Below are 16,301 nucleotides of genomic sequence, written 5' to 3' on the forward strand. Positions count from 1 at the left end.
AAGTTTGCGGTGCGAGGTGAGCCCGACTTCCGCCCGGGCTTTGGGTCGCGCTGAACCCACCGCAGGGGGCCTTCCCCAATGGTTGAGGTCCGTGGGTGGGCTCACTTGCGGACTGCCGTGACGGACCGGCACGCACCGTCACGGCCACGCTCGCCAGGTGAGTCGGCCCTCGCAACGAGTACGGTTGCGGGCCGGCTCACCCGTGTTCACTCAGACATGCCCGAAGAACAGGCTGCCCGGAGCGTCCGGGTTGTCCGAGAGGTAGTGCTCACGGATCGCGCGGACGAACTCCATGCGTGAGATCGCACCGTCCCCGTCGGTGTCGAGCTGGTAAAACGTGTCCATCGGCGCGTCGATCTGCCACACGTCCTTCAGGAGGCGGGCGAACTCGTCCTTGCTGATCTGGTTGTCCTCGTCGGCGTCGATGACGTCGAAGAGGACATGCCCGGCACCGTCGGCCAGGTTGAGGCGGCTGGTGTCGACGCTCGCGAGGCGGTTGGCCGTGACGAACTCGCCCTTCGAGAGCCGGTCCTGCTGGGCGCCCGCGTGGCGCATCAGCTCCAGCCAGTACGTCTGGAAGTAGGCGTGAAGCGCCCTGGCCCGGCGGTCGTCCTTGCTCAGCTTGTACGCCTTGATGTAGCGGTCGGCGAGCTTCTGGTAGTCCGACCAGTCCAGATAGCCGTCCTGGTTGGCGTCCATGGCATCGAAGTTGCGCTCAAGCTTGATGGTGATGACGTCTTGCGCCGCAATAGTCATGTTGCGTCCCTTTGGTGTGGGGAAATGGCGTGTTGATCATCACGGGCCCGTTATGGGTCCGCAACCCAACGAGCGCACCCTTCACCCATCCGGCGGGAGCGTCACCTGCATGTGGGCGTGTCCGGCAGCAGCCGCCTCAACGATCTTTCAGCGAACCCCAGTGCTCAAGACAATCACCGCGCGAGCCGACCATGATCGTCCTGACCGATAACCGCTGGACTGCTGTGCCCCAAGGCCGACATCGACCAGAGCCTCGGCCAAGGCGTGGGTCAACGACGAGTACACGGGCATCAAGGCGGACTCCCAGCAGGTCACAACAGCAGAGTCCGGCTATCCCACTACACCCCACTGACATCACACTCAGTCAGCCCTCCACGGAAAGTGAGCCAGAACCCGTTCTCGTTCTCGTGAACAAAGCCACGGGCGGTTACCGCGGCTTTTGGGGGGCGATCAAGCGGGTGCCGATCCAGTCCTTGGCAACACTGATGGACTCGGCCTGGGGGAGGCCGGCGGCCCGCGTGGCCTCATTGATGGTGCGGGGTTCGATGTATCCGTCCCGTCCGGTCTTCTGGGTGAGCAGCCAGATGTCGCCGCCGTCTTCGAGCATTCCGATGGCGTCGACCAGGGCGTCGGCGAGGTCACCGTCGTTGTCTCGGAACCACACGAGGACGGCACCGGCGACGTCGTCATAGGTTTCGTCGACCAGGTCTTGGCCGGTGATCTCCTCGACGGCCTCGCGGAGTTCCTGGTCGGTGTCGTCGTCGTAGCCGATCTCCTGGACGATCTGGCCCGGCTGGAAACCCAGCCGGCCCGCAACACTGGTCTGCTCTTCTGTGGTCATCACTGCCTCCGGCATCACCGGACGCGCCTGCCGCGCCCCCCTGTAGCCAACCAGACACCCAGAGTGCTCGCGGGTGACTCGTCCGGGCCGGGGCAACGGGACACGACCGCCCCCGGACGCTCAGTTGTCCTATGCCATCGAAGGACCAATCGTCTCCACTGCACCGTTGATCACCACGTGAAGACAAAATCCGCGCTCGGAGTCCTCGTACTCGCAGCCGCGCCCATGCTCCTGGCATCCCCCGCCCACGCCGACGGCATCGTGTTGGGCCCCCTTCGCGGGGCCGTCGGATTCACGGTCGGAGCCGCCGAAAGCGCCTTGCCGCCCCTGTCCCTGGGCGGCGACAAGCCGCTCATCGACCCCAAGAGGCCGGACGCGGTAGACGACATCGTCCAGACCTCATTCGACACATTCCTGGTCGTCGAGAACGCCGACGTCCCCAGCATCATGCCCAACGCCATGAACGGAGCCACGAGCGTCCTGGCCACGGTGCAACACACCCTGCTGAAATCCCCGCCCGCAGGCTGACCTCACCGAAAACAGAACCCCAGCCAGCCGGGGCGGTCAGCCACACAAGCATGGATGAGCGCCCCGGCGGCGCACACCAGACACCACTGGACACAGGGCCGGAAATGGCACCCCCGGCCGGCCGAGCGAGCCGGGCCCGGCCCACCGCCCACCTGCCCACCTGCGCACCTGCGCACCTGCGCACCTGCGGACCTGCGGACTCTGACCAGCCGCGATCACACCTCGATGACACGAACTCGCGTCCGACCTCGCCCAAGCCGCCTGAACCAGTACCTCCAGCTCAGCCGGCGGCTTGGTACATCACATCTGTCATGGACGGCTCAGGCGTAAGTAATGAGCGAGAAACCTGGCTACTGGACCATTCGGGTGACATGCCCGCCTTTGCTTACCTGTTTTGGTTTGGAGTGTCCACATCACCGGAAATCCTGCGCTCCGAGCGGATCTCGCTCCCCACCGAAAGGAACCGATGTCATGAAGCGCATCGCGCAGAAGGTGATGACGCTTTCCGCTGCTGTTGCCATTGCGGCCACGGCGGTCATTTTCCCAGCGCCTCACGCGCAGGCCCATGCTCCGCTCATCGCCTTCCCGGAGATCGGCATCCAGTTCAACGCCGACGGCAACGCCGGCCAGTGCGGCGGGAGAACTGGGGAGCAGTGGCATCTCGACGAGAACTGGACCGAAGCGATCCGCTTCGACACCGACTCTCGCCCGGGCGGTTGCCGACTCGCCTTCGGCATCTACGACCCGGAGGATGATCTGGCCGGCGCGTCCGTCACCTACACCTTCCAGTCCAGCCCTGGCGGGAACCCTGCCCAGTGCGGAAACCAGGGCACCCACCAAATGCCGATCCAGAGGACCCGGACCTTCGGCCCCAGCATCCGGATCGACACCGACAACCGGCCGGGCGGATGCAAGCTCACCTTCGCCTTGTCGAGCCCCTTCCGCATGGGAATCAGCGTTGACTACTCCTCGGACGGTAACCGCGGCCAGTGCGGAAACGCCCTCCCCTCCCCTGGCTTCCCCAGCCCTGTGGACAACAGCCGCGCAGTGACCATCGACATCGACACCGACGACCGCTTCGGCGGCTGCCAGCTTCAGCTACGGCTCGATCTCCTCTAGTGCTGTGACCGGGAAGGTTCGCCGGGTTGCTCGTTGTGCTGCTTGGAAATGAGTTCTCCAATCAGCGTGGGGAGGCGGGGTGGCCAAACCGGTCCGGGTTCGCGGGCTGACCGAGCAGGAGGGCCAGAAACTCCAGCACATCGTCCGGCGGGGCAGCACGAGTTCGGTGCGGTTCCGGCGGGCGATGATGCTCCTGGCTTCGGCCGGCGGCAGCACGGTCCCCGTCATAGCCCGCCTGGTCCAGGCGGACCAGGACACCGTCCGCGACGTGATCCACAACTTCAACGAGATCGGGCTCGCATGCCTTAACCCTCGCTGGGCGGGAGGCCGTCCCCGCCTTCTCGACCGTGACGACGAGGACCTCGTCGTCCAGACGGCCACCACTCGCCCGACCGTGCTGGGCAAGCCCTTCACCCGCTGGTCGATCCGCAAGCTCGCCGATCACCTACGGCGCAACCGTGCCCGCCCCGTCCTCATCAGCCGAGAGGCCCTGCGGTGCTTACTCGCCCGCCGCGGGATCTCCTTCCAGCGCACGAAGACCTGGAAAGAGTCCCCAGATGCGGCCTTCGACGCCAAGCTGGCCCGGATCGAGTACGCGATCAACGAACGACCCGACCGCACCTTCGCGTTCGACGAGTTCGGCCCGCTGGGCATTCGCCCCATCGCCGGCTCCTGCTGGGCAGAACAGACCCGGCCCGACCGCCTGCCGGCCACCTACCGGCGCACCCACGGAATCACCTGCTTCCACGGCTGCTACTCCGTCGGCGACGACCAGATGTGGGGCGTCAACCGGCGCCGCAAAGGCATCGACCACACCTGGGCCGCGTTGAGAACGATCCGGGCGGCCCGCCCGGACGGCGCCCCGATCTACGTGATCCTCGACAACCTCTCCGCCCACCTGAACTGGAGAATCCGCAGGTGGCCGGCCCAGAACAAGGTCGAGCTGTGCTTCACCCTGACCTACGCCTCCTGGGCCAACCCCATCGAGGCTCACTTCGGACCGCGCTACGGCAGTTCACCCTGGCCAACTCGAACCACCCCAACCACACCGTCCAGACCCGGGCCCTGCACGCCTACCTCCGCTGGCGCAATCAGAACGCCCGCCACCCCGACGTCCTCGCCGCCCAACGACGCGAACGCGCCCGTATCCGCAGCGAAAGAGGCATCCGCTGGGGCGGCAGACCCCTACCCATCGCGGCCTGACCGCTCAACCCGGCGAACCTTCCCGGTCACAGCACTAGGTTCACGTCGAGAGCGTCAGCACTTCTCCTTCCGCGCCTGCTGGATCAGCGGCTCGGCCTCGTCCAGCGTGAAGGTGACCTGCCAGGTCTCGGCCGCCCGGTGCAGGGTGTCGGCGAACTCCTGGTAGCCGTGGTCCTGTTGAGCCGCGTCGGCGGCGCGGTTGGTCGCCGTGTTCAGGTACTGCTCGGCGGTCTGGTAGTAGGGGTCAGTCAGATTTGACGGCCGGGGGCGGGCAAGGTGGTCGGTCAGCTGCTGCAGGGAGGCGCAGGCGGACTTGGCAAACTCGCGCGCCGCCACCGTGGCCTTGGAGGGCGTCGAGCTGCAGGCCGCCAGGGAGAGCGTGGACGCCAACAGCAGGGGCAGGGGCAGTGACAGGCGAAGTATCAGCTGACGTCGACTAGTCATGGGTCAATCCTAGGTAGCATGACGGCCTGACCGCCCGGAAATCCGGTGGGCCCGCAGCCGCCGTCCCGCCCGGCCCACATCTGGGCCTTGTCTGCTCTGGCCTGCAACGCGGCCATCAACGACGGCACCGCTTCCGCCCACTCTCGCCTCAGCTTGTCGTTTATGGTCCGGCATCGAACGCGGGTCGAACTTGTTCGGAGTTTTCCCGGTTCACCAGCTGCGTGAGGGGCCGCGGGTCGATCCTGTGTTGAGCGACAGCGCAGTACGGAGGCCGGGATCGTGGGACTGGTCGAGCACAAGGTTGAGCGAGACCCGTTGACGGTGGTGACGGAGTTCCGCTCGGAGTTGTACGCCTGCCTGACTGCCCGGAGCGACGCCCTGTTCGAGTTGTGCGACGCGTTGCTGTGCACCGACGGTCCGGTCCGCACCCTCGTGGACCTTGCGCTCGCTCCCGAGCATCGGCGCGGGCACGGGGCCTTGTACTCGGGGATCAACCACGGTCGGATCAACGTCGCCCGGCTGCGGCGAGCACTGGTCGGTGTCCCGCTTCCCCGAGCCGGCGACGGTCGGCTGGTGCTGGCCTTGGACGTCTCCCCCTGGTTGCGGCCGGACGCCGATACTTCCTCGGACAGGTCTTTCTGTCATACCTTCGGTCGGGGTCTGGGCAAGCATCAGATGGTGCCCGGCTGGCCGTACTCGATCGTCGCCGCCCTGGAGACCGGCCGGACCTCATGGACCGCACTGCTGGACGTGATCCGGCTGGAGCCAGGTGCCGACTTGGCCGCGGTCACCGCCGACCAGATCCGCGACGTCGTCCAACGTCTCGTGGAGGCCAGCCAGTGGCGGGAGGGGGACCCGCAGGTCCTGGTCGTGCTGGACGCGGGCTACGACGCTCCCCGCATCGCCCACCTGGTGGCCGACCTGCCCGTGGAGGTGCTGGGCCGGCTCCGCTCGGACCGGGTGCTGCGCAAGCCCGTTCCGGTGCCGTGGATCTGCCCGCCGCAGGGCGGCCGCCCGCCCAAGCACGGCGGCGAGTTCGTCTTCGGCCGACCCGGGACCTGGGGAGAGGTCACCGCGGTGACCATCACCAACACCAACCGGTACGGGACCGCGACCGCGCAGGCATGGGATCGACTGCACCCCCGGCTGACCCGGAGGGCAGCATGGCTCCACCATGAGGGACCGTTGCCCATCATCGAGGGCACCGTAATCCGCCTGGCGGTCGAGAGGCTGCCCAGTGGCGGGGTGAACAAGCCCGTCTGGCTGTGGTGGTCGGGCATCGGCGCCGGCCCGGCCGACGTCGATCGGTGCTGGCAGGCGTTCTTGCGCCGCTTCGATGTGGAGCACACCTTTCGGCTGCTCAAGCAGACGCTCGGCTGGACCAGGCCGAAGCTGCGGGACTCGGCGGCGGCCGACCGCTGGACCTGGCTGGTCCTGGCCGCACACGCTCAGCTCCGCCTGGCTCGCCCTCTCGCACGTGACCTCCGACGCCCCTGGGAACGACCCTTGGAACCGAACAGGATCACCCCCGCCCGGGTCCGCCGAGGGTTCAGGAACCTGCACGCGAAGACGGGCACGCCAGCCGGTACACCAAAACCCACCCGCCCCGGCCCTGGTCGCCCGGTCGGGTCGAAGAACCGACAGCCCGCTACCCGCTACGACGTCGGGCGCGTCCTTGCCACCGGCAAGCCCTACATCCGGCCCGCCCACCACAAGGTCGGCACCAAACCCCGACGTGGCGGCAGCTCCGATGCGGATCAAAATGCCGAAGCGTCGAGTCCGACGATTGATACGGTCACTGGCTGGACCACAACAGCATCCAGACTTCCTGGACCCATCTGAGGAACGACCCCTGAGTTACCCATTTGAGACGGAAAACAGGACCAAGACCATCTGGGACCCAGCACTGCGAGTGGGCCAGATTTACGTGTCCATCGCGCATAGTGCCGGTCACCTGCTGGGACTGCCTACCGGAGTGACACCAAACGAACGCGGCGGTGCCGACGTCGACATCCAGACGTTCCAGGCATTCACACAGCGGGTCTACGACACCTGTTGCTCCACCAACAACTTCATCATGCACGACCTGATGCGTGGCATGTTGCTCGCCTCGATCGTGATGCTGGAGAACGGCGGCGGGACCATCACCCGCACTCCAGAGCGTGAAGCAGGCCTACTGGACAGCCACGACCTCTACAGACGCGGAATGTGGGCGGAGGACTGACGACCCCGTGAATGACACGGTGGCTCGCCGAAGAAACCTACGAGGGCCGCCATCCCCTACGCGCGACGGAAGTTAAACGACAAGGTCAACGCCCGCGCACCTCGGCGGGCTCGTCACCCGCGACGGTAGCAGCCAGCCACACGATCACATACTAAAACCCCGCGAAGCACCCCAGCGAGGCACCCGCACCGAGCATGCACCCACCCCAATCGGTCCAACTTTCTCGTCGCTAAACAGCGTTGGTCCAACTTCGGTGGCAATCCGTCCAACTTCGCTGTCACAGGTCAGCGTTGCAGTCGCCGGTGCCGCGTCACCGCTTCGAGTTGCTTGTTCCTCACCGGCCCCGGGGAGCCTTGCCGGGAAGCACGCACCCCTGTGGTCCCCGTCGGCTATACCGGATCGGGGCCGACTGCCCTGCTCGCCGTAGGAGAAGGAGCCCACCGCCTCATGACCGACGCCGCGAACACCCCTCCGACCACCCGTGCTGCCCGTGTGCTCACGACCGTCGCCGTCGTCATCGCCGTTGCCTACATGGGCTTATGGGCCTTCATCTCCGTCCCTCAGCTCACGGAGTTCCTCGGCGGCCGGGACATCGACTACCCGGTGTTCCTGGCCATCGCGGCCGTGGCCGGCCCCGCCCTGTTCTGGGCGTACATCGGTCTCGGCTTCGGACTCACCGTAGTGGGATGGGCGGCCGGGATCGCCCTCACCGGCATCCTCACCAGCCTCACATACGGATACACCCATGCCCCCCGCGAGTGATCCGCCGGACAGCCAGATCCTTGCCCGGGTCCGGCAGCGCCACAAGGACGTCCACGACAGGCTCCTCCGCGGTGACAACCTCAGTGCCATCAGCCGCGATCTCCGCCGCGACCGCAAGACGGTCCGCCGTTACGCGAGCATCGAACTCGACGACCTCCTGGCCTCCGCGCGCGACCGCCGGCCCGAAATCCTCGCGCGGTTCAAGCCCTACATCCAGCGGCGATACCGAACAGGAGGGACCAATGCGGCCCAACTCTTCAGAGAAGTGCGTGAGCAGGGGTACTCGGGCAGCAAGATCTCCGTCCGCAAGTACGTCGCAACCCTGCGAGCCGGCACCGCCATCGACGAACCCGTGCTCGTCCCGAGCCCGCGCCAGATCACCAGCTGGATCATGCTCCGTCCTGAGACCCTGAACAGCCGTGAAAGCACCCAACTCGACCGCGTCCTGGAATCTTGTCCCGATCTGAGAACCGCCCGCGAGCTCGCACACGCCTTCAACGCCATCGCCCGCGACCGGCGGGGCTCCGAACTCGCCCAATGGATGGCTCGGGCCCTGGCTGATGGCCCCAAGCAGATCCAGTCCTTCGCCACGTTCCTCCAGCACGACTGGGACGCGGTCGTCAACGGCCTCAGCCTGCCCTGGAGCTCCGGTGTCGTCGAGGGCCAGGTAACACGCATCAAACTCATCAAACGCAGGTCATACGGGCGAGCATCATTCCCCCTCCTGCGGACCCTTGTCCTCGCCCAACTACCTTGATCGTCCTTACGCATCGAAGTCGCTGTCATCACGCTGGGCTGACCTGCGCGGATCTGATTGGGCGAAAACCGTGCGGCAGGGGCGGGCTTGTTGCCTCATCCCGCAAATGGATCTTCGAGCGTGGGGATACACGGAGACAGCAACAGTTCGGTGTGTTGGGTGACGGTTCCGCGAGCCAGCCTCAAGACCCGGACCTCGTTCTCATGTGCTGGGTCTTCGTCATCGCGCAGGTGGAGGAGGCCGTATGAGCCCGGGGCGGTCGTGCCGACCCGGCTGAACAAGTCGAGGATCTCGGGTGAGGTGCGGTGGTTGGAGAAGCCTCCGATGTGGATGAAGGGTTCGCCGTTCATCCATCGCAGGTCGAGAAGGTATGGGCTGGCGATCCCGTCGATGTAGTGCCGAAGACTCTCAACGATCTCGGTGAGCCGGGTTGGGTCATCGTCGTCTGTGGCGCTCTCGCGGATCGTGATCCAGCCGTGGTATTCGAACATGACGGGAGCCTATCGGCGTGTTTAGTAGCGGGCCGACGTAGTGCAGGGACGGGTCAGTGATCGTCACGAAATGTGGACCACAGCCAGATTGGAGATGCACCATCAGAGCGCTGGGCCACATCGGGCGTTGGCCCGGTGCGCCGGGATCCCGGCGAGCCCGGCGTCCGGGCCCGGATCTACGCCGACGTCCTGCGCCCGGGACGGGACGGCCCATGAGGGAGTCTGGGCAAGCCATGTACGAAGGGCTTGCCCAGGGTCGCCTACGGCTTGCCCAGGCTCCTCGGCCTCCACCTCCCACAGGGGATGCGCCCGCCCGGTGCCGTAGCAGTGGCAGTGGCAGTGGCAGTGGCAGTGGCAGCACAGTCCATCGCCGGAAGTGGCGTGCGCGTCGATGGTGTCGACGGCATTACGCAGGAGCTGGGTGAGGCCGAGCACGTGACCGCTGTGGAGGGCGAGCTGGTGGCGCTTGCCGGCCATGATCTCCAACGCGGTCCCGGGCGGCGCGGCAGCCCCCAGCTCGTAGGTGGAGGTGTTGCCGCGGGTGAGGGCGGTGATCAGTTTGTGGAGGTGGCCCATCGTCTCCCCTCCGGAGAGTTCCACTCGCGCGGTGAAGGCAATGTCACCGGGCCGGGTGAGAGAGGAACGCGTCGGGGCGGTCGTGGGGTGGGATGTTGCCGACGGGATCGGCGTGGGCTCCATGGAGGGAGGCGAGGGCGTGCCACATGTCTCCCGGAAACGTCGGCATGAGCCTGGCGTTGTCGTGATGGTGTCGTCTCATGACTCCGTCGTACGGCCCCCAAGGAGGCGTCGGCCGGCTCCGGACCGTCGTGTCCCAGACGGTGCGGCCACGACCTGGGAAGGCGTCCCGTCCTGCGGCCCGGACGCTGGGCAAGCCCTCCGTGACGAGGGCTTGCCCAGCTGGACCGTGACCGGTCAGCGGGCCGAGCGTGACCGATCCGTCGCCCGCGATCGATCAAACAGCACGTCAGCGCCGTGACCGGTCCGTGCAACTCCCGAACGGCCGGTGACCGGTCATCGGTCACCGGCCAGCCACGGCCTCGCCCGGAGATCCGCAGCTAGAGACCATGATCATTCTCAGCGCCAACGGCTTACCAGTCCCAAGGCTGGAGAACATCCGGGAGTCCCCCCTCGAAGGGCTCGACGCGGCGGCCCGCAAGGGCAAGCACGGCGGCCGGCCGCCCGTCATCACCGACGACATGCTGCACACCGTGCTCCGGCGCCGCGCGAACGGCGAGTCGGTCGAGCAGATCCAGCCCGACCTGCACCCCCACCGGCAAACGCAAGGGCCAGGCCCCCAGGATCGCGAGCACCTACCGCGCGCTCGCCTAGCACCAAAACAGGGCACCACGTGACGACTGAACCTGTCACGGGACACGCAGCGTTCGCGCAGGTCAGAAAGCTGACCCGTCGGCGATGCGCGGTCAAATCGGGGTTCGGTCGGGTGGTCCGAAAGCGCCGCAAGCGGACTGTTTGTGGAGGTCAGGTGGTGTGGCCAACCGTGATGCTCAGACTGGCCAAGTAGGACTCTCAGTCACAGTTCCCCTGGCCGGGTTCGGGAAGCGGGACACTGGCCGTCATGTGGATGGGGTTCGACAAGAAGGAAGCCAAGGCCACGGCGGAGGGCGCGATCCCGTGGCTCGCGCCCACGGGCAAGCTCACCGTGGAGGCGCTGCGCAAGCTGGACCGGCCGCTGCTCGCGTGGGCGCCGGAGGGGGAGGCATACCGGTTCGACTCGGCCGCCTACTACTCCGAGTGCGCCGACGAGCCGGGCGGGCTGTCCCCGCTGGAGAAGAAGGTCGCGGCACTGCCCCCGCGGCCGGAGTGGACGATGGAGCGGATCTGGACTCCAGACGAGGACTCCAGCGAGGAACACCACACCGCGTACCACAAGGCCAGCGTCACGATCGGAGGCCGTCTCCTGCACCCCCGGGACCTGGACTCCTACGCCGCCTTCGCCTACGAGTACGCCGGCCTCGACGACGAGGACGCGGACGACGACCCCGAGCTGGACGAAGACGACCTGGGCCAGCCCCGCGTCACCGGCGATCTGGAGGCGGCTCTCGCCTGGGCGGCCGCCGGCGTCTGCGTCCTGCAGCAGTCCCTGCCCCACCCGTTCCGCGACGTCCTGCGCTACGCCGACACCGACAACCGCCCCGCCCACCGGGTCTTCTTCGCGACGACACCACGACTACAAGCTCAGTAACAAAGCACTACTAGGGCAAGCAGGGCAGTTGATGAGAATCTCTGAAATCGGGTCAGCGGCTGCTGGTGATGAGCGTGAAGTCGGCGGCCGCCGTGTCGGTCAGGGTGGTGCAGACCAGCACGCTGTAGCGGCGCGCCACGAAGGGGCCGGCCGGGATCGGCTCGCGGGCAATGACCAGGGTGCTGGTGCCGGTCACGAGGAGGCTCAGTTCTGCGCGGCGGCGCGGGCGGCCTGCTGCCGGCTCCAGGGCAGGGGCAGGCCGTCGTCGGCCTCGCGGGGCACCACGTGGGCGTGGAGATGTTCCTCGCGGTTCGCATGTCTCACGAGACGTGGACTTCCGGTCGTGGGGCGGGGTGTGGTGCACCCGTTTCGGGGCACCCAGGGAAGTCGTCAGCCTGCGTCTGAGCAGCCCGCCGGGAGAGGGGTTTCCCGTGCTGTCGGTGATCGTTTCCCAGTCATCTGTCGGCGCCGGGCAGTCTGTCGGGTGAGGAGGCGGGTGGCTGCTGCCCCAGCAGGCGCAGCGCGAGGAGCCCTCCGATGCCGGGAATGAAGACACACCCCTTGGTTCCCGGCCGCGCGAGGGCGGGAGTGAGGAAGACGGCGACGATAGTGGCCAGATAGGCCGTGCCGTGGAGCAGACCGCCCAGCGACGTGATCACCCCGGTGTGCACGGTGGACAGGTTGAGCAGCAAGAGCGTGAGGGATCCGGCTTCAACTGCGGCCGCGATGCGTAGGGTTCGCATGCTGATCAGGCTCCCGTCGTGGAGCCGGGGCGGACGATCATCAGGACGACGACGGCTGCCCACAGCAAGTTGAACATCCCCGTGGTCATGGAGAGGCGCGCCGCCGCCGACCGCAGCTCCGGCATGGCGTTCGTGGCCACGCCGGTGCCTGTCCCTCCTGCGCCGGATGCATCCGCGGGTTGGGCGAGCAGTCGGGCCTGCCCGGGCAGGACCACCGTGAGCAGCAGGGCCGCGGCGGCAGCCGTGAGCGCGATCGACGTCAGCAGCCAGGCATCGGTCAGGACGCCCATCCGGGCGCCGGTGGCGACGCCGAGGACCGGGACGGCGATGCCGACGACCGTGTACCCGCGGCAGATCTTGTGCAGGAACGCGGTGATCTGGCCGTTGGCCTCCGGTGCGTCACTGCTGGCCGACAGCCTGGCGTAGCGGGGGAACATCGAGGCTGCGACGGTGATCGGCCCGATCGCCAGGATCGCGGCCAGGACGTGCAGCGAGAGCAGCAGCTTGGTCACAGGGATCCTTTCATGGATTGGCTGCCAATAGATTGGCTACCGATCTATAAGTAGCACAGGGAGAGTCACTTAGGTAGGCTGCCTGACCATGAAGACGGATGCGGTACGCGGCCACCTGGACGGACTGCTGCTGTCCGTACTGGAATCCGGCCCCCTGCACGGCTACGCGATCATCACTGCGGTCGAGGAGCGCAGCGGGGGCGTACTAGAGCTGCGCAAGGGCACCATTTATCCCGCCCTCAACCGGCTCGAGCGGATCGGACTGCTGAGCAGCGCATGGGAGTCGGTGGGCGAACGACGTCGGCGCTGCTACGAACTCACCGACGCCGGACGGCGCAGCCTGGCCGCCGAGCGGACCCACTGGCGGGAGTTCATCGCAGCGATCGGCTCGGTGCTGGAACCCGCGCCGGCCCCCGGACACGCCGCGTGAAGGCGCCCGAGACCCGTGCCGACGACCCCATCGAAGCCCACCTCGCGGACCTGACGGCCACCCTGCACGGCCCGGCCCGACTCAAGACCCAGATGGTGGACGAACTGCGCGAAGGCCTCCTGGACACCGCGCGGGAACTGTCGCCCGATGCCGAACCCGACCGGGACGCCGCCCGCCAAGCCATCTGCCAGTTCGGCACCGTGGCCGAGCTCGCGCCCAGCTTTCAGCATGAACTGACCATCACCCAGGCCCGTCACACCGCGCGCACCGTCATGCTGATCATCCCGTGCGTGCTGGTGTGCTGGTACCTGGTCGAGCTCGCCACCCGGGCGGCGGACCGCCGGCTGCCGGACCCGCTCCAGGTGGCCGCAGCCCACCTCGGCGGCCTCGCAGCGCTCACCGCGTTGCTCGCGGCCGTGTGCCTCTCCGTCACCGGCACACTGGCCCGCCGACTGCCCCTCCCGCAACGACTGCCGCTCGTGGTCGCCTGGACGGGAACCACCGCGGCAGTCGCCCTCGGGCTGAGCGCGCTGACCCTCATCACTGCCGCGGTACTGGCCACCAACTGGCCACTGACCGCGGCCGCCTGTCTGATCACCATCGCCCTCCACGCGCGCATCGCCGCTTCTGCACGCGCGTGCCGCCGCTGCGCCCGCCTCCCTGTCACCGCCCCCTGACGAACGGGAGGCCGCGGAGCCCGCGCCCTGAGCGACGTATGTGTCGACCGAGCCGATCGCGTCCTCGGGGATGTAGAGGGTGCGGGCCTTGCCGTATTTGGCGCAGGCTTGAACCGTGAACTGGGAACCACGTCGGAGCCCGCGCGGTTGCGGCGTGGTGCCCAGCCGCGAAAGGTCCGGTCGACCTGGGAGTCCGGCCGTTGCCCGCCCAGGCCGACGTCGCGGAAGTAGCGGTACTGATCCAGCAGCCCAGACTCCTTGCCCCAGGCCGACAAGCCGATGGGCCGTTCCTGCAACAGGGTCCGGACCCTCTTGAAGGCCACCAGATCCGACTCGGTGGCCGCCAGAACATCGCGGCTGCGGCCCTCTGTCGGCGACGGGTGAAAAGTGGACCGTTGGCGTCGGATGAAAGTTGACCCCCATCGAGGGCCTGACTCGTTGAGTCAGGTCGGGAGGATGGGTGATCAGCGTGGAGGACTGGGCGGAGATCCGGCGGCTGCATAGGGCCGAGGAGATGCCGATCCGGGCGATCGCGAGGAAGTTGGGGATCTCGCGGAACACGGTCCGCAGGGCGGTGGCCGATGACGAGCCGCCGAAGTACCAGCGGGCGGCGAAGGGCTCGGTCGTCGATGCGGTCGAGCCGCAGATCCGTGAACTGCTCGAACAGTGGCCGGACATCCCGTCGACCGTGATTGCCGAGCGGATTGGCTGGCAGCGGGGCATGACCGTTCTCAAGGACAGGGTCCGTGATCTGCGGCCGGCTTACCGGCCCGTCGATCCGGCGTCGCGGACGGTCTATGAGCCGGGCGATCTGGCCCAGTGTGATCTGTGGTTCCCGGCCACGGAGGTCCCGCTCGGGTTCGGGCAGAGCGGTCATCCGCCGGTGCTGGTGATGGTGGCCGGCTATTCGCGGTGGATCACGGCCCGGATGCTGCCCTCGAGGAACGCAGCCGATTTGATCGCCGGGCACTGGCGGCTGCTGACCGACCTCGGCGCCGTCCCCAGGGCCCTGGTCTGGGACAACGAGGGGGCGGTGGGCTCGTGGCGGGCGGGAGGACCGCGGCTGACGGATGACTTCGCAGCGTTCGCAGGCCTGCTGGGCATCAAGTTCGTCCTCTGCAAGCCCCGTGATCCGGAATCGAAGGGGCTGGTCGAGCGGGCAAACGGTTACCTGGAGACCTCGTTCCTGCCCGGCCGGGTCTTCGCCAGCCCCGCGGACTTCAACATTCAGCTGGCGGACTGGCTCAGCAAAGCCAACCGGCGGATCCACCGAACATTGCAGGCGAGGCCGTCGGACCGGCTGGAAGCCGACCGCTCACGCATGCTCCAGCTGCCGCCGATCTCGCCGCCGGGCTGGTGGAAGGCGTCCCTGCGGCTGCCGCGGGACCACTACGTCCGCCTCGACACCTGCGACTACTCGGTCCACCCGCTGGCCATCGGCCGCCGGGTCGAGGTCGCCGCCGACCTGGACCAGGTCCTTGTGACCTGCGACGGCGTCGAAGTCGCCCGCCATGCCCGCTGCTGGGCCCGCCACCAAACCCTCACCGACCCCGACCATGCGGCGGCCGCGGCGGCGGCCCGAAAGGCGGCCGCTGGCAGGAAGCCCGTGCCGGCGCAGAACACCGACGTCGAAGAACGGTCGCTGGATTCCTATGACCGGATCTTCGGTGTCATCGACGGCGGACTGACCACAGGCGAAGGAGCGGCGTGATGACCAGCGGAAACGACACGAAGACCACGGCGAACGGCCGCGACGTCACCTCGGAGATCGCCTATCTCACCAGGGCCTTGAAGGCCCCTGCCCTGCGGGACTCGGTCGGCCGGCTCGCCGAGCGAGCCCGCTCGGAGGGCTGGACCCACGAGGAATACCTTGCGGCCTGCCTGCAGCGGGAGGTCGCTGCCCGCGACTCGCACGGCGCCGAAAGTCGTATCCGGGCGGCCCGGTTTCCCTCCAGGAAGTCGCTCGAGGACTTCGACTTCGACCACCAGCGGTCGGTGAAACGAGAGTCGATCTCCCACCTCGGGACGCTCGATTTCGTCGTCGGGAAGGAGAACGTGATCTTCCTGGGGCCGCCCGGGACCGGCAAGACTCACCTCGCGACCGGTCTCGGGATCCGGGCCTGCCAGGCCGGGCACCGCGTCGCGTTCGCCACCGCCGCCCAGTGGGTCGCCCGCCTCGCCGACGCCCACCAGGCCGGCAAACTCGCCGACGAACTCACCCGGCTCGGCCGGATTCCCCTGATCGTCGTGGACGAGGTCGGCTACATCCCGTTCGAACCCGAGGCCGCGAATCTGTTCTTCCAGTTCATCTCAGGCCGCTACGAACACGCCTCCGTGATCGTCACCAGCAACAAGCCCTTCGGACGCTGGGGAGAGGTCTTCGGCGACGACACCGTCGCCGCCGCGATGATCGACCGCCTCGTCCACCACGCCGAAGTGATCTCCCTCAAGGGCGACAGCTACCGCATGCGCGGCCGCGACCTCGGCCGGGTTCCACCCGCCAACACCGGGGAATGAACAACATCAACTGACGGACCGGGGGTCAATCTTCAACCGGCCAGGGTGGGTCACGATTCACCCGCCGCCGACA

20 protein-coding genes and 2 pseudogenes are annotated in these 16,301 nt (G+C 67.5%); 14 read left to right on the forward strand and 8 right to left on the reverse strand.

Annotation, left to right across the window (positions count from 1 at the left end):
* Nucleotides 1-210: 210 nt before the first annotated feature.
* Together OOK31_RS39150 and OOK31_RS39155 are read right to left on the reverse strand one after the other, a co-directional pair.
* Complete coding sequence (locus tag OOK31_RS39150) at nt 211-756, reverse strand: EF-hand domain-containing protein (protein WP_267092209.1); 546 nt, start codon at nt 754-756, stop codon at nt 211-213.
* Nucleotides 757-1,183: 427 nt separating this feature from the next.
* Nucleotides 1,184-1,597, reverse strand: a complete 414-nt coding sequence (locus OOK31_RS39155; RefSeq protein WP_267092210.1) for a DUF3052 domain-containing protein — start codon at nt 1,595-1,597, stop codon at nt 1,184-1,186.
* A 177-nt stretch (nt 1,598-1,774) separates the two neighbouring features.
* On the opposite strand from OOK31_RS39155, the gene OOK31_RS39160 reads away from it, so the two are divergent.
* The 3 genes and pseudogenes from OOK31_RS39160 to OOK31_RS39170 all read left to right on the forward strand — a co-directional run bounded on the left by OOK31_RS39160 (nt 1,775) and on the right by OOK31_RS39170 (nt 4,447).
* The gene (locus OOK31_RS39160; RefSeq protein ID WP_267092211.1) at nt 1,775-2,125 is read left to right on the forward strand and encodes a hypothetical protein; all 351 of its coding nucleotides are present in this window, start codon (nt 1,775-1,777) and stop codon (nt 2,123-2,125) included.
* A gap of 471 nt (nt 2,126-2,596) precedes the next feature.
* Nucleotides 2,597-3,244 carry a hypothetical protein gene (locus OOK31_RS39165; protein WP_267092212.1) on the forward strand — a complete coding sequence of 216 codons (648 nt, stop codon included), beginning with the start codon at nt 2,597-2,599 and terminating at the stop codon, nt 3,242-3,244.
* Between the two features lie 79 nt (nt 3,245-3,323).
* Nucleotides 3,324-4,447, forward strand: a pseudogene (locus OOK31_RS39170) (IS630 family transposase).
* 54 nt (nt 4,448-4,501) lie between these two features.
* Here OOK31_RS39170 and OOK31_RS39175 read toward each other — a convergent pair.
* On the reverse strand, nt 4,502-4,891 hold the full coding sequence (locus OOK31_RS39175) for a hypothetical protein (protein ID WP_266672085.1): 390 nt from the start codon (nt 4,889-4,891) through the stop codon (nt 4,502-4,504).
* Nucleotides 4,892-5,170: 279 nt separating this feature from the next.
* On the opposite strand from OOK31_RS39175, the pseudogene OOK31_RS39180 reads away from it, so the two are divergent.
* The 4 genes and pseudogenes from OOK31_RS39180 to OOK31_RS39195 all read left to right on the forward strand — a co-directional run.
* A pseudogene (locus OOK31_RS39180) lies at nt 5,171-6,556 on the forward strand (NF041680 family putative transposase); the annotation flags it as partial.
* 97 nt (nt 6,557-6,653) lie between these two features.
* Nucleotides 6,654-7,115: a DUF6086 family protein gene (locus tag OOK31_RS39185; RefSeq protein WP_267091842.1), complete on the forward strand. Its 462-nt coding sequence runs from the start codon at nt 6,654-6,656 to the stop codon at nt 7,113-7,115.
* A 447-nt stretch (nt 7,116-7,562) separates the two neighbouring features.
* On the forward strand, nt 7,563-7,877 hold the full coding sequence (locus OOK31_RS39190) for a hypothetical protein (protein WP_267091841.1): 315 nt from the start codon (nt 7,563-7,565) through the stop codon (nt 7,875-7,877).
* Entirely contained in the window at nt 7,861-8,634 is a 774-nt protein-coding gene (locus tag OOK31_RS39195; RefSeq protein WP_267091840.1) for a transposase, read from the forward strand. Before OOK31_RS39190 ends, OOK31_RS39195 begins: the two co-directional genes overlap by 17 nt.
* A 95-nt stretch (nt 8,635-8,729) precedes the next feature.
* Here the strand turns inward: OOK31_RS39195 and OOK31_RS39200 are convergent, their stop codons facing one another.
* Complete coding sequence (locus tag OOK31_RS39200) at nt 8,730-9,125, reverse strand: Imm7 family immunity protein (protein ID WP_267091839.1); 396 nt, start codon at nt 9,123-9,125, stop codon at nt 8,730-8,732.
* 135 nt (nt 9,126-9,260) lie between these two features.
* On the opposite strand from OOK31_RS39200, the gene OOK31_RS39205 reads away from it, so the two are divergent.
* Nucleotides 9,261-9,341 carry a DUF6207 family protein gene (locus OOK31_RS39205; RefSeq protein ID WP_267091852.1) on the forward strand — a complete coding sequence of 27 codons (81 nt, stop codon included), beginning with the start codon at nt 9,261-9,263 and terminating at the stop codon, nt 9,339-9,341.
* Nucleotides 9,342-9,744: 403 nt separating this feature from the next.
* Here OOK31_RS39205 and OOK31_RS39210 read toward each other — a convergent pair whose 3' ends face one another.
* Complete coding sequence (locus OOK31_RS39210; protein ID WP_267091838.1) at nt 9,745-9,903, reverse strand: hypothetical protein; 159 nt, start codon at nt 9,901-9,903, stop codon at nt 9,745-9,747.
* Between the two features lie 307 nt (nt 9,904-10,210).
* Between OOK31_RS39210 and OOK31_RS39215 the strand changes: the two genes are divergently transcribed.
* Entirely contained in the window at nt 10,211-10,498 is a 288-nt protein-coding gene (locus tag OOK31_RS39215; RefSeq protein WP_267091837.1) for a hypothetical protein, read from the forward strand.
* A 224-nt stretch (nt 10,499-10,722) separates the two neighbouring features.
* On the forward strand, nt 10,723-11,349 hold the full coding sequence (locus OOK31_RS39220; protein ID WP_267091836.1) for a hypothetical protein: 627 nt from the start codon (nt 10,723-10,725) through the stop codon (nt 11,347-11,349).
* A gap of 52 nt (nt 11,350-11,401) precedes the next feature.
* On the opposite strand, the gene OOK31_RS39225 is transcribed toward OOK31_RS39220, so the two are convergent.
* The 3 genes from OOK31_RS39225 to OOK31_RS39235 all read right to left on the reverse strand — a co-directional run bounded on the left by OOK31_RS39225 (nt 11,402) and on the right by OOK31_RS39235 (nt 12,604).
* Nucleotides 11,402-11,545 carry a hypothetical protein gene (locus OOK31_RS39225; RefSeq protein WP_267091835.1) on the reverse strand — a complete coding sequence of 48 codons (144 nt, stop codon included), beginning with the start codon at nt 11,543-11,545 and terminating at the stop codon, nt 11,402-11,404.
* Nucleotides 11,546-11,804: 259 nt separating this feature from the next.
* Entirely contained in the window at nt 11,805-12,092 is a 288-nt protein-coding gene (locus tag OOK31_RS39230; RefSeq protein ID WP_267091834.1) for a hypothetical protein, read from the reverse strand.
* A 5-nt stretch (nt 12,093-12,097) separates the two neighbouring features.
* The gene (locus OOK31_RS39235; RefSeq protein WP_267091833.1) at nt 12,098-12,604 is read right to left on the reverse strand and encodes a DUF2269 family protein; all 507 of its coding nucleotides are present in this window, start codon (nt 12,602-12,604) and stop codon (nt 12,098-12,100) included.
* 88 nt (nt 12,605-12,692) lie between these two features.
* Between OOK31_RS39235 and OOK31_RS39240 the strand changes: the two genes are divergently transcribed.
* From OOK31_RS39240 to istB, 4 genes are all read left to right on the forward strand, one after another.
* Complete coding sequence (locus tag OOK31_RS39240; RefSeq protein WP_267091832.1) at nt 12,693-13,034, forward strand: PadR family transcriptional regulator; 342 nt, start codon at nt 12,693-12,695, stop codon at nt 13,032-13,034.
* A complete protein-coding gene (locus OOK31_RS39245; RefSeq protein ID WP_267091831.1) occupies nt 13,031-13,711 on the forward strand; it encodes a hypothetical protein in 681 nt (226 codons plus the stop codon). Before OOK31_RS39240 ends, OOK31_RS39245 begins: the two co-directional genes overlap by 4 nt.
* A gap of 460 nt (nt 13,712-14,171) precedes the next feature.
* Nucleotides 14,172-15,422, forward strand: a complete 1,251-nt coding sequence (gene istA / locus OOK31_RS39250; protein WP_267091830.1) for an IS21 family transposase — start codon at nt 14,172-14,174, stop codon at nt 15,420-15,422.
* On the forward strand, nt 15,422-16,228 hold the full coding sequence (gene istB, locus OOK31_RS39255; protein WP_267091829.1) for an IS21-like element helper ATPase IstB: 807 nt from the start codon (nt 15,422-15,424) through the stop codon (nt 16,226-16,228). The genes istA and istB overlap by 1 nt, the downstream gene beginning before the upstream one ends.
* The last annotated feature ends 73 nt before the right edge of the window (nt 16,229-16,301 follow it).

The organism is Streptomyces sp. NBC_00249, assembly GCF_026342355.1.
In the GTDB taxonomy this organism is placed as follows: domain Bacteria; phylum Actinomycetota; class Actinomycetes; order Streptomycetales; family Streptomycetaceae; genus Streptomyces.